This window comes from Streptomyces boninensis (assembly GCF_048572725.1).
Lineage (GTDB): Bacteria > Actinomycetota > Actinomycetes > Streptomycetales > Streptomycetaceae > Streptomyces > Streptomyces boninensis.
The window spans coordinates 2,888,135-2,900,469 of sequence record NZ_CP183837.1; the positions used below are offsets into that span (position 1 = coordinate 2,888,135).

13 protein-coding genes are annotated in these 12,335 nt (G+C 69.5%); 8 read left to right on the plus strand and 5 right to left on the minus strand.

Translation table 11 applies throughout. The features are described from left to right. Positions 1-3: 3 nt before the first annotated feature. From nirD to ACNNMR_RS13080, 3 genes are read right to left on the minus strand one after another with little or no spacing between them, the layout of a single operon-like run. Positions 4-354, minus strand: coding sequence for a nitrite reductase small subunit NirD (gene nirD, locus ACNNMR_RS13070; RefSeq protein WP_419994755.1), 351 nt, complete (start codon positions 352-354; stop codon positions 4-6). Then, positions 351-2,939 (minus strand): nitrite reductase large subunit NirB, encoded by a 2,589-nt coding sequence (gene nirB / locus ACNNMR_RS13075; protein ID WP_419994756.1) that lies wholly within the window; start codon positions 2,937-2,939, stop codon positions 351-353. The genes nirD and nirB overlap by 4 nt, the downstream gene beginning before the upstream one ends. A gap of 2 nt (positions 2,940-2,941) precedes the next feature. Continuing rightward, positions 2,942-4,249, minus strand: a complete 1,308-nt coding sequence (locus ACNNMR_RS13080; protein WP_419994757.1) for an NAD(P)/FAD-dependent oxidoreductase — start codon at positions 4,247-4,249, stop codon at positions 2,942-2,944. A 195-nt stretch (positions 4,250-4,444) separates the two neighbouring features. On the opposite strand from ACNNMR_RS13080, the gene ACNNMR_RS13085 reads away from it, so the two are divergent. Then, the gene (locus tag ACNNMR_RS13085; RefSeq protein ID WP_419994758.1) at positions 4,445-5,326 is read left to right on the plus strand and encodes a hypothetical protein; all 882 of its coding nucleotides are present in this window, start codon (positions 4,445-4,447) and stop codon (positions 5,324-5,326) included. Between the two features lie 131 nt (positions 5,327-5,457). Here the strand turns inward: ACNNMR_RS13085 and ACNNMR_RS13090 are convergent, their stop codons facing one another. Continuing rightward, positions 5,458-6,726 carry a tyrosine-type recombinase/integrase gene (locus ACNNMR_RS13090; protein WP_419994759.1) on the minus strand — a complete coding sequence of 423 codons (1,269 nt, stop codon included), beginning with the start codon at positions 6,724-6,726 and terminating at the stop codon, positions 5,458-5,460. Next, positions 6,710-7,216, minus strand: coding sequence for a helix-turn-helix domain-containing protein (locus ACNNMR_RS13095; protein WP_419994760.1), 507 nt, complete (start codon positions 7,214-7,216; stop codon positions 6,710-6,712). The genes ACNNMR_RS13090 and ACNNMR_RS13095 overlap by 17 nt, the downstream gene beginning before the upstream one ends. A gap of 146 nt (positions 7,217-7,362) precedes the next feature. On the opposite strand from ACNNMR_RS13095, the gene ACNNMR_RS13100 reads away from it, so the two are divergent. The 7 genes from ACNNMR_RS13100 to ACNNMR_RS13130 are packed head-to-tail and all read left to right on the plus strand — an operon-like array spanning position 7,363 to position 12,016. Continuing rightward, positions 7,363-7,584 (plus strand): DNA-binding protein, encoded by a 222-nt coding sequence (locus ACNNMR_RS13100; protein WP_419994761.1) that lies wholly within the window; start codon positions 7,363-7,365, stop codon positions 7,582-7,584. Further along, the gene (locus tag ACNNMR_RS13105) at positions 7,581-7,859 is read left to right on the plus strand and encodes a hypothetical protein (protein WP_419994762.1); all 279 of its coding nucleotides are present in this window, start codon (positions 7,581-7,583) and stop codon (positions 7,857-7,859) included. Before ACNNMR_RS13100 ends, ACNNMR_RS13105 begins: the two co-directional genes overlap by 4 nt. Then, entirely contained in the window at positions 7,856-8,719 is an 864-nt protein-coding gene (locus ACNNMR_RS13110; RefSeq protein ID WP_419994763.1) for a bifunctional DNA primase/polymerase, read from the plus strand. The genes ACNNMR_RS13105 and ACNNMR_RS13110 overlap by 4 nt, the downstream gene beginning before the upstream one ends. Beyond that, entirely contained in the window at positions 8,716-10,530 is a 1,815-nt protein-coding gene (locus ACNNMR_RS13115; RefSeq protein WP_419994764.1) for an ATP-binding protein, read from the plus strand. Before ACNNMR_RS13110 ends, ACNNMR_RS13115 begins: the two co-directional genes overlap by 4 nt. Positions 10,531-10,542: 12 nt before the next feature. Then, positions 10,543-10,770: a hypothetical protein gene (locus tag ACNNMR_RS13120; RefSeq protein WP_419994765.1), complete on the plus strand. Its 228-nt coding sequence runs from the start codon at positions 10,543-10,545 to the stop codon at positions 10,768-10,770. After that, the gene (locus ACNNMR_RS13125; RefSeq protein ID WP_419994766.1) at positions 10,767-11,330 is read left to right on the plus strand and encodes a hypothetical protein; all 564 of its coding nucleotides are present in this window, start codon (positions 10,767-10,769) and stop codon (positions 11,328-11,330) included. Before ACNNMR_RS13120 ends, ACNNMR_RS13125 begins: the two co-directional genes overlap by 4 nt. Before the next feature lie 17 nt (positions 11,331-11,347). Then, entirely contained in the window at positions 11,348-12,016 is a 669-nt protein-coding gene (locus tag ACNNMR_RS13130; protein WP_419994767.1) for a hypothetical protein, read from the plus strand. Positions 12,017-12,335: the final 319 nt, after the last annotated feature.

Genomic DNA, 12,335 nt, shown 5'->3' on the forward strand with positions numbered 1-12,335 from the left:
CGATCACAGCGTCCGCGTCGCGTACGCCGGGATCGCCACCTCCTCGTCGTCGAGGCAGCGCCCCGTCTCCAGATCAAAGCGCTGCTTGAGCAGCGGCGACGCCACGAACGGGCGCCCGCCCGCGGCGCCCAGCAGCCCCCGGGAGAGGACGTACGCTCCGGTGAAGGGGTCGCGGTTGCCGATCGCGTACGTACGCCCCGCGCGGTCCAGGAAGACCGCGACCTGCTCGCCGGTCGGCAGCAGCGCCGCCGCGCCGCGGCCCGGGGTGAGGTCGGAGAGTTCGCAGATGCTGTGCCAGCCGCGGTCGAGACGGAGTTCGACGCGGAGGGTGATGCGTTCCGGTGCCAGGGTCATCGGGCCGCGGCTCCTTCCAGGGGACGAATCTGCAAGAGGTCCAGGTCAGGCTTGACCTGGTCGCGCTCGGGCACGAACCGCACCGACGGGTCGGGGGTGCCGGGGGCGTTGACGAAGGAGACGAAGCGGCGCAGCCGGTCCGGGTCGGCGAGCGTCTCGGCCCACTCGTCGCGGTAGTTGGCGACGTGGTCGGCCATCATCGCCTCCAGCTCGGCGCAGAGGCCGAGCGAGTCGTGGACGACGACGTCCCGTACGTGATCGAGCCCGCCCTCGATCCGCTCCAGCCACACCGAGGTCCGCTCCAGCCGGTCCGCGGTGCGGATGTAGAACATCAGGAAGCGGTCGATCAGCCGCACCAGCTCGGCGTCGCTGAGGTCTTGGGCGAGGAGGTCGGCGTGCCGCGGCGTGGCGCCGCCGTTGCCGCCGACGTACAGATTCCAGCCCCCGGCGGTCGCGATCACCCCGAAGTCCTTCGACTGCGCCTCCGCACACTCCCGCGCGCACCCGGAGACCGCCGACTTGAGCTTGTGCGGCGACCGCAGCCCGCGATAGCGCAGCTCCAGCTGGATGGCCATCTTGACGGAGTCCTGGACCCCGTACCGGCACCAGGTCCAGCCCACGCACGACTTGACCGTCCGCAGCGCCTTCCCGTACGCATGCCCGCTCTCGAAGCCCGCGTCGACCAGCCGCCCCCAGATCTGCGGCAGCTGGTCGACCCGGGCGCCGAAGAGATCGATGCGCTGCCCACCGGTGATCTTCGTGTACAGCCCGAAGTCCCGCGCCACCTCACCGATGACGATCAGCTTCTCCGGGGTGATCTCGCCGCCGGGGATGCGCGGCACGATCGAGTACGAGCCGTTCTTCTGCATGTTGGCGAGGAAGTGATCGTTGGTGTCCTGCAGCGCGGCCTGCTCGCCGTCGAGGACGTACCCCTCGGCGCCGATCGACGGGGCGAGGGAGGCGATGATCGAGGCCACCGTCGGCTTGCAGACCTCGCAGCCGTCGCTGCGCTTGGCTTCCTCGCGGCCGTGGCTGTCGAGGAGCTGGGCGTAGGAGGTGATACGGAGCGTGCGGACGATCTCGTAGAGCTCGGCGCGGGTGTAGGTGAAGCAGCCGCACAGGCCCTTGTCGATGGTGACGCCCTGCGCTTCGAGCTCGTCATTGACGAGCGTGGTGAGGACCTTGACGCAACTGCCGCAGCCGGAGCCCGCCTTGGTGCACTTCTTCACCTCGGGGACGGTGGTGCACTCGTGGTCGGTGACGGCGCTCTTGATGCTGCCCTTGGTGACGTTGTGGCAGTTGCAGATGACCGCGTCGTCGGGGAGCGCGGACGGGCCGAGGGCGGCCGGGGCACCGGCCCCCGCGGGGAGCACGAGCGACTCGGGGGACACCGGGGGGATGGAGCCGGTGAGAGGGCGGAGCAGGCCGTACGAGTCGGTGTCCCCGACCAGGACACCGCCGAGGAGGGTGCCGTCCTGGGCGACGACGAGCTTCTTGTAGATGCCGGCGCGGGAGTCGGAGTAGACGACGTCGAGGCAGTCGTCGGCGGCCCCGTGCGCGTCACCGAAGGAGGCGACGCCGACGCCGAGGAGCTTGAGCTTGGTGGAGAGATCGGCGCCGCTGAACCCGGTCTTGTCATCCTCCGCGGCGATCGCCTTGGCCGCCGTCTCCGCCATCTCGTACCCGGGCGCCACAAGCCCGTACACCCGACCGTCCGCGGCAAGGGCGCACTCTCCGATGGCGAAGACGGCGGGGTCATTGGTCGTACGGCACTGCTCGTCGACGGCGACCCCGCCGCGCTCGCCGACGTCGAGGCCCGCGTCGCGGGCGAGCTGGTCGCGGGGCCGTACGCCCGCGGAGAAGACGACGAGATCGGTGGCGATTTCGGAGTCGTCGGAGAGCGCCATGGCGCGCACGGCGCCTTGGGCGTCGGTCTTGATCTCCTTGCCGCCGACGCCGGTGTGCACCTCAAGACCCATGCCGGTGATGGTGCGCCGCAGCGCGCTGCCACCGCCCTCATCGACCTGGACGGGCATGAGCCGGGGCGCGAACTCCACGATGTGGGTGTCGAGTCCGAGCCCCTGGAGAGCGCCCGCGGCTTCGAGCCCGAGCAGGCCGCCGCCGACCACCGTCCCGGTGGTGGCGTGCTTCTTCGCGTACTCCTCGATGGCCAGGAGGTCCTCGATGGTCCGGTAGACGAAGCAGCCGGCGGCGTCCTTGCCGGGGACGGGCGGGACGAAGGGGTACGAGCCGGTGGCGATGACGAGGGTGTCGTAGGTGTGCGTGCGCCCGGATTCGGTGGTGACCGTGCGGGTGCCGCGGTCGACGGCGGCGGCCGGGTCGTCGAGGTGCAGCTCGATCCCGTTCTCGTCGATGAAGCCCTCGGGGGTCACGGACAGCTCGTCCGGGGTGGTGCCGGAGAAGTACGAGGTGAGCTTGACGCGGTCGTAGGCCGGCCGCGCCTCCTCGGCGAGGACGGTGACGCGGTGGGTGCGGGTCAGTCCCCGGTCGGCCAGCGCCTCCAGAAAACGCTGGCCGACCATGCCGTGGCCGATGAGGACGATCCGCTGTGCGTTGCCGGTCATCGTCAGGAGCCTCCGTTGTCGGTGATCAGGTGGAGCAGGGGAGAGTCGGGGAGGGCTTCGTCGGTCTCCCAGGTGAGCGCGAGGTTCCCCACGGTGGCGAGGTCGCCGAGGAGAATGCCGCCGACGAGGCGGTCGCCTCGGACGACGACCTTGCGGTAGGTGCGGCGGGTGGCGTCGGTGAGGTGGACGACGTCGTCGTCGGGGTGGGGGGTGGTGTCGCCGAAGGCGGCCAGGTCGAAGGGGGTGTCGGCCGGTTCGGCGCCGAGGGTGAGGCGGGTCAGGGCGCGGGTGCCGGTGTAGCGGGAGCCGGTGTGCGGGTTCGCGATGACCTGGGCGGCCACCTCAGCCTGCTCGACGGCCGCCCCGGCGAGCCCGTACGTGGTGCCGTCGTGCTCGGCGCAGTCGCCAATGGCGTAGATGTGCGGGTCGCTGGTCCGGAGCTGGTCGTCGACCTCGACGCCCTTGCGGACGGCGAGCCCGGCGGCCTGCGCGAGGCCGACGCGGGGCCGTACACCGCAGGCGAGGATGACGAGATCGGACTGGAGGGCGAAGCCGTCGGCGAGCTCGACGGCGGTGACGGTGCGGTCGGCGACGGCTTCGTCCTCCTGCCGGGTGCGCAGCCCGCGTACCCGGCACTCGGTGTGCACCTCAACACCCAGATCCTCCAGATGGCGACGGAGGAGATCGGCGGCGTGGGTGTCGAGGTGCCGCTCCATGAGGTGCTCGCCCTGGTGCGCCAGCACCACGTGCGCGCCGCGCAGCGCGAGGGCGCGGGCAGCGGAGACACCGAGCAGACCGCCGCCGATGACGACGGCCTTGGTCCCGTCGCCCGCGGCGGCCCGCAGCGCCTCGCAGTCGGCGAGCGTACGGAAGGGGTGCACGCCGGCGGGCAGGTCCCCGCCACCGGGCTGGAAGAGGCCGCGGAGCGGGGGGAGTACGGGGTTGGAGCCGGTGGCGAGCACGAGGCGGTCGTACGGGACGCTGGTGCCGTCGTCGCACTGGACGGTCCGGGTGTCGCGGTCGATGCGGACGGCGCGGGCGTGGCGGCGGGTGACGGCGGCGGGCGGGGCAGGGAGGCGGATGACGTCCGGGGCGTAGCGGCCGGCGAGGACGTCGGCGAGGAGGACGCGGTTGTACGGGGCGTGCGGCTCCTCGCCGATCAGGGTCAGGTCGAGCGGCCGGCCGGCCGAGACCGTGGCCAGTCGCTGCGCGAGGCGGCCCGCGGCCATGCCGGCGCCGATGACGACGATGCGCCGCGCGGCGCCGCGCGGCTCGCGGCGCGGCTCCCGCCCGGTCCCGTTTCGGCTCATGCCCTTGAGCTTGCGGGGGCGGCGTTACCCGGTGGGATCACCGCTGTTTCCCGCGCGCAACGGTGCCCTCAGCGAGAGGTGAGGCGGGATGTGAGGGCGTCGACCGTCGCGGACACGTTCCCACTTCACCTGATCCAGTGATCTCCAGACAGGAGAAACGATCACCTTCTCGAACTCCGCCATAGCGTCCACCACATGGTCAGCTCAAACCACGAGGCGATGCACCGGATCTTCCAAGACGATCCCGGTGTCTTCGCCCGCACGTTCCGGTCGCTGGGTATCCCGCTGGCGAAACCGGCGGCCGTATCCATCCTCACGCCAGATCTGACAGAGATCAGGACGATGGAGCGGCGACTCGACACACTGCTCCAGTTCGACACCACGGACGGCGACAGTTTCCTGCTCGCGGTCGAAGCCCAAGGCAAACGCGATCCGAAGAAGGCATTCAGCTGGCCTTACTACCTGGCGTTCCTGCACGCCAAGTACGAACTCCCCGCCGTACTCCTCGTCGTAACCCAGGACACAGCTACCGCCCGCTGGGCGGCAGAACCGCTCCGCATCGGCATCGCCGACTGGACCAGCCTGCAGGTCCGCCCGTTCGTCCTGGGCCCGCACAACGTGCCCGTCGTCACCGACGTGGAATCCGCGGTCGAGGACATCCCCCTTGCCACGCTTTCGGCGATTACTCACGCTAAGGACGAGAACGCCGGTGCCATACTGAGGGTGCTGTGCGCCGCCCTGAAGAAGATCGACAACGAGACGGCATTCCGCTTCGCCGAACTCACGGAACTCGGCCTGGGGCCCACCCCGGCACTGCACCTCTGGAGGGACCTGATGGCAGCCGACCTTTCCTTCTTCCGCTCCGAGACATCCATGCGCCTGCGCGCAGAAGGAGAGATCAAGGGGCGAGCCGACGACATCATCCGCATCCTCGAAGCACGCGGGGTCGAGCTCACCGACGAGCAGCAAGAGCAGGTGCTCACCTGCCGGGACCTCGACATCCTTGCCACCTGGGTGGTGCGGGCTGCCACGGTCTCCGCCGCCGAGGAGCTCTTCACGGAAGGCTCGGATGCCTGATGTCCCTCTCCCAGCGGTTTCATGATGAGCACCGCTCCGGCAACCTCTTCGCCGACCACCTGCATCACGAGTAGGTCGGGGCGGGCGCCTCCGCACAGGCGCCGTCTCAGTCTGGTTGAGCTGGCAACTCATCACGCCGCCACCTTCACAGGGCACTTTGAGGGCACACCGTTCAGAGCGGAGTCGATGAGAACGGCCGTGTCGTCCTCGCCGTCCTCGTACAGATGGACGTAGAGATCCAGCGTGATCGATGGCTTAGCGTGACCGAGGCGCCGCTGAACCTTCTTGATCGACGCACCGTGCTCGATCAGCACGGACGCGTAGAAGTGCCGGAGGTCATGCAGGGTCGTGCCCTCCGGAACTCGCAGCGGCGATCCGGCCGCCTCAAGAGCCTTGTCCGCCCGCTTCACCTGCCAGGCCCACACCTTCGCCCAGGATCCCCGCCGGATCGGCCCCCCGGACTCACTGACGAACAGCAGCCGGGCCTTCCTCATCCGCGGCCGGCGGCGGTCCGTCTTATCCTCGACCTCTGCCTCACGCGGTGGAAACTCCTCGAGATGCGCCCGCACGGCAGCGATCGCCGAGGCGGACAGCGGCACCGTCCGATAGGACTTGTCCGTCTTCGGCTCCGCCAGGTACGGGCGGCCCTTGTCCGGGCCTACGAGTTGCTGCTCCACCTCGACCGTGCCGGCGCTCAGGTCGACGTGGCCCTCAAGCCCGAACAGCTCGCCGCCGCGTAGGCCGGTCGTCGCAGCAAGCCGGATCAGCGCGCGGTACCGCGGGGACGCGGACTCCAGCAGTGCCCGAACCACCTCGGGGGCGAGCGGCACGACCTCGGGCTTACGGATCTCCGGCAAGTCGATGTTGTGGCACGGGTTCTTGCGAATGACGCCGTCGTAGAGGGCCGCGGACATCACCGACGACAGGTCGTTGTACGGCTTCCGAAGGGATATCGGGGCCAGCACCGTAGAGCGGTCCTTGACCCAGGCGCGTATGTCAGTCCGCGTGATGCCAGCTATCGGCCTATCACCCAAGATCGGGTAGACGTGCAGGCGCAGAGCGCGCTCGGTCTTCGCGTCCGTTACCTCTCGCTGCGTCGCAGCCTCACGCCATGTCTCCGCGTACTCCCGGAAGGTCTGTCGGCGGGTCTTGCGGTCGACGTACTCGCCGCGGTCCAGCTCCGCCTTAACCTCGGCCGCACGCGCCAGGGCCTGCGCCTGTTTCTCGAAGTTCTCTTTCCGCTGCTCGCCCGACGGGTCGCGGTAGCGCACCTGCCATCGCTTGCCCGTACCGTGGTCTGCAGAAGGGATGAGCGTCTTGGTCTTCGTGCTGTGATCCTCGCACGGCTCAGCATCCGCGGGCGGCCGGCTCAGGTGCCAGCGGTCAACTACTTTCGCCATCACCCGCCTCCTCCTCGCTGCGGCGCTTCTGGTCCTCCCGGAACGCCTCTTCCAGCTCCGCCGAGCCATGGCGCCCGCCGAACCGCACGGTCGTCGTAGGCCTCATCTCGTCGAGCGGCACCTCGCTCCGGAAGATCCGGCGATCCGTGCTCGGCAATGGCTCCTCACCACGCACCCACGCGCGCACTCTGGCCGCGTCGCGCACCTCTGGCTCGACCGCCGGCGAGCCCTCTCTCGCCTCGTGTCCGGGAGTCACCTGATAAGGGCGGTCGTCGACCGGCACAAGCAGATGTACAGGCGCTACGTCCAGCACACGGGCCAGAGCTAGCAGCTCGACGACGGTGATGTTCTGCCGCCGCCCTGTCTCCACCTTTGTCACGGTGGCTCGGTCCCAAGGAACACCCACGTGCTTGAGTTTGTCGGCGAGGATTTGCGCGGTGAACCCATGGCGGGCGCGTGCCTCCCTGACTCGCTCTGCGATTACGGACACGGGCTCAGCTCCTTCGGGATGTTCCACGAGGGAACCATAGATGCCTCTTGCGGAACATCGCAAGGGTCGGGCATTATCGGTCTCGATGAACCCTCATGGATCAAGATGTTCCATGACAGAACTTCTAGTTCTTCGGGAGATCATTCGTGTCTCGCAAGACGCTCCCACGAGTCGATGGGCGCAGGCCGCTCGCCACCGTCCCCGAGATGGCCGAGCACTGGCAGGTACCAGAGAAGACCGTCCGGGACTGGCACCACCGCAAAGTCGAGTTCGGCCCGTACATGTTCCGTGTGGGCAGGTACCTGCGCGCACGCTGGGACGACATAGACCGCTACGACGCCGCGAAGGTCGGAGGCGCCGCAGCATGACCGAACGCACAGAGACCCGCGTGCTCGAATCACGCGGGTCTCAGGAAGCCATCTTCGCGGCGGGCGACGTGGCTACAGCCACCGTAACGCAGCCCATGGACGGCGTGCCCGTCGTGCGCCCGATAGCCCTCGCCACCCGCGGCCGGGTCGAATTCACCGGCCGTTGCCCGTGCGGGGCCTGGCATCGGCACGTACACCTCGGCCTCGTCACCGGACCGTGCGGCACGCAGTACGAGCTGCGGCCCCGCAAGGCCGCGGTCGGGAGGGCGGCATGAACAACTGGCAAAACGCCCTCGACCACGCCCTCGACGCCGCGGACCGCGGGTTTCCTGTCTTCCCGCTGTCCTGCGGCAAGGTCCCCGCGATCCGGTCACCGCACGTGAACGGCCACCAATGCAAGGGCGAGTGCGGCCAGTTCGGGCACGGCGTACACGACGCCACGGCGGAGCCCGCCGGCCTCCGGGCACAGTTCGATGCCGCCCCGCACGCCGCGGGCTACGGCGTCGCCTGCGGCAGCGGTCGGGCCCCGCTCATCGGCCTCGACTTGGACCGCAAGAACGGCGTCGACGGCGTAGCCGAGCTCAACCGGCTCGCCCTCGAGCTGCGCATCACCATCCCGCCCACCGTCGCGGTATGCACCCCGTCCGGCGGGCTGCACTTGTGGTTCACCGGACCGGCCGGAGTGACGGTGAGCAACTCGGCATCCAAGGTCGCCCCGGGCATAGACGTGCGCGGTACTGCCGGCTATCTGGTCGGCCCTGGGAGCCGGGGGCGCTCCGGTGAGTACGTCGTTCATCCGAAGCTTGGCGCCCCAACCGTGCATCCGATCCCGGACGAGCTGCTGGCGCTGCTGATGCCGCCCCCACGGCCCGCCCCGCCGAGCGGCTTGGCCCGAGCGGTACGCAGTCCCGGCGGAGCGCTGGTTGGCCTGGTGAAATTCGTACTCGACTCCGGCGAGGGCGAGCTGAACAACCGCCTCTACTGGGCCGCCTGCCGCGCGCACGAGAGCGACTTGGACCGCGCCACCTTCACCCGGGCTCTCATCGACGCCGCGGTTGTCGTCGGCCACCCTCCGCGGGCCGCCGAGCGGACCGTCGACAGCGCCCGCAATGCACCCCAGAGGACGCGCCCGTGACCGACGACACCGAGCAGCAGGCCAAGGAGATCGTCAAGGCGGCCGGCGGAGAAGTCGACGAGGGCAAGGGCCGCGGGCCGTCGCAGGCGTCCCAACTGGTCGCGCTTGCCCGCAAGGATTTCGACCTGTTCATGAGCGACGACGGCCGGCCTTACGGGGTGAAGAAGGACGGGCCGAACACCGTGTACGCCCTGCGCGGCCGGGCCGGGCTGCGCTCCCTGCTGGCCCGCATGTACACCGACACCCACGGCGGGGCAGTGCCCTCTCAGTCCGCGCTCGCCGATGCCATGACCGTCCTCGAAGGTGTTGCCGCCTCGGCCGAACCGCGGGTGCCGCACCTGCGCACGGCCCGGCACGGCGACCGCATCATCGTCGACCTCGGCAGCGCCGACGGCGAGTGCGTCATCGTTAGCCCCGGACACTGGCACCGGGGCGCCCGCTCCCCGGTGCTGTTCCGCCGCTCGGGTGCCATGAAGCCCCTGCCGCTGCCCATCCGCGACGGTGACGGGCTGGCCAAGCTGCGGGACCTACTGAACATGGACGAGGACGGCTTTCACCTGCTCGTCGCCTGGTTGCTGGCCGCATTCATCCCTGACCTGCCGCACCCGATCCTGACGTTCCGAGGCGAACAGGGCACCGGCAAGTCCTACTCCGCGAAGATGGTCATCGGGATCATCGACCCATCCGGTGCGCCGAAGCGCACCGCCCCGCGGGACATCAAGTCCTGGGCCACGCAGGCGTTCAACTCCTGGGCGCTGTGCATCGACAACATCAGCATCGTGCCGGACTGGCTGTCCGACGCGCTGTGCCGGGCGGTCACCGGCGACGGCATCGTCGACAGAGCGTTGTACACCGACGATGACGTGGTTGTGCTGGAGTTCCGCCGGGTGCTGGCCATGACGACCATCGACGCCGGCGCGCTGGCCGGCGACCTCGCCGAGCGGCTCCTGACGATCGAGCTCAGCCTGATCTCCGACAGCAAGCGGCGCGAGGAAGCCGAGTTGGACGAGGCTTACGCCGACGCGCACGCCGCGATCCTGGCCTCCCTGTTCGAACTGCTCGCCGACGTGCTGACCGTGCTGCCGGACATCCGGCTCGCCGAGCGCCCGCGCATGGCGGACTTCGCCCGCGTCCTGGCCGCCGTCGACAAAGTGCAGGGCTGGCGGACACTGGAGTCGTACAAGGCCAGTGCCCGCGATGCCATCGCCGATGTCCTCGACGGCGAGCCGTTCGCACAGGCCGTCGTCGCCCTGGTCGACCGCGCCGGGCCAGCTGGGCTGAAGCTCACCGCGCAGCAGATCCTCGACTCCGTCATCACCCCGGACAAGCCCCCGAAGAAGTGGCCCAAGGACGCCACCCGCGCCGGCGGACAGCTCAAGCGGCTCGCTCCCGCCCTGCGCACCATCGGCGTCGAGGTCGACGACTCCGAGCGCGGACCCCGTCCGAAGCGACAGCGCATGTACAAGCTCACCGCATCAGCAGATAGAAGGTGCGAAACAGCGTCCACAGCGTCCACCGGCGCCGAGAAACAGGGCTTGACCAGTGAAAACAGGGGGGACGCTGAGGGATCCCCGCTAGCGTCCACCCCCGCCCCCGCGGCGGACGCTGTGGACGCTGGGGTGGACGCTGACCTCTTCACAGCGTCCGCCACCGACAGCGCCCCTGACCTGCACGAATCCCCACCCGTGGACGCTGGGGCCGCTGTGGACGCTGAAATGCACCCTCTCTCTGATTCCTGCTCGGCCTGCGGTCAACCGCTACCTGACGACCTCATCCGCGACGGCGTCGACGTCCACCTCGAATGCGCCTGACAGGAGATTCCCATGACCATCGACCCCACCGTTCCGCTCGGTCGCACCGTCGAGGTCGAGGGCAAGACGCTCGACCTCGTCACGCACACCGAACTGCGATTCCACCCGTCCGGGATGACGCTGCTGATCATCTTCCACGACGACACCGAGATCGCCGCCGTGGCCCTGTCCTCAGACGAAACCACCAGCCTCGGCGCGGCGTTCATCAACTCCACATCACGGGAGGTCCAGACCCCGTGACCGCCGAGGAGCAGATAGCCGCAGCCGTCGCCCGGCGGGCAAACCGTGCCCGGCAGCGCGCCGAGCTCGACCAGGCCCGGCAACCCGGGCTCGCAGCACGGCACCGCGCCAAGCTCAACCGGGCCGCACCCGACCACACCCCCCAGCCGCCCGGACGCGGCGTAACCCTCTTGGAGGCAACCATGGCCACCGGCCGCAGCAACGAGACCCGCACCGTCACCCTCACCACCACCAGCGCATCCACCGCCATCACCGCAGGCTCCGGCACCTTCTCGGCCGCAGACGTCGGCCGCACCGTCGACGCCGGCGGCGTACCCGCGGGCACCACCATCGCGACCGTCACCAACGGCACCACCGCGGCCCTGTCCGCCAACGCCACCGCCAGCGGCTCCCGTACCGCAGTGCTGTCCCCCGCACCCTCGGCCGGGTTCACCGGCTGGTCGCCCGAAACCGCCGCCGAGTCCGATGACTACACCGTCGCCGCGTCCATCGCCGGCGTCGTCCCCGCCGACGTCATCACCGACAACCACACGCAGGTCTCACAGCGGGCCCGCGGCTGACCGACAGGAGTACCACCATGCCAAGCAAGACGGCCCAGTTCCTCACCCAGGCCACCCGCGCCGCCACACCCCAGCCCACCCCGGGCGAGACGAAGTCGGCGAACATCCGCGGCCTGTACCAGCAGGGCATACGGAACATCCGCAGTGACCGGAACATGCACGCAGAGCGCAGGAAGGTCGAGGCCGCACGGCTGTACACCACCACCCGCGCGGCACTGCGGAAGGTACTCAAGGAGCAGCATGCCGCCGACGACGACGCGTTCCCCAAGCTCGAGCGGAAGCTGTGGGGATTCGACCTCGAGCGCGCCACCGCCACCAACAAGGCCAGCCTCGACACCACCATCCGCGACGCGCAGGACCGGGCCGCCGGCATCCGTAAACAAGCCGACGCCGCCCGCATGCTGGCGCAGGCCGAGCAGGCAGGAGACGCCATCCTGGCCCGCGCCATCGGCAAGCGGGCACATGACATGGACTGGGACGACGTCGTAGCCGACTACCTGTCCACTCGGCCCAGCTCGGCCAAGGTCTATGCCGAAGCCGGCGCCATCCACGCCCGTCGCACCGACATGCAGTCGCGCATGCACATGGGCATGCAGGCGGCACTGGCCAAGCCCGAGGAACTGCACGGCATGAGCGATGACGACATCACGCGCATGGCTGCTGACCCGGCAGACGCTGCGGCCTGAGCCCATAGATCCGGCGTCAACGCCACCTTCTACGGCCGCCATGGCACGGCCAGCCGTAAGCGGGAGCGATGGCCAGAGAGCGAGTCACCTCCATTTCTCGCACAGACCTGACCAGCGCCGACCCGTCCGCCCACCGTCACCCGACGGACGGGCGGACGGGAGCACCACCACCGACAGGAGCACCACATGCCCAGCAGACCCAAGCCACCATGCTCGCGCCCCGGATGCGAGCACAGCAAGCCATGCCCCGTACACACGAGGCAGGCAGACAGGCAACGAGGAACCGCACGGCAACGCGGCTACGGGCAACGGCACCGCG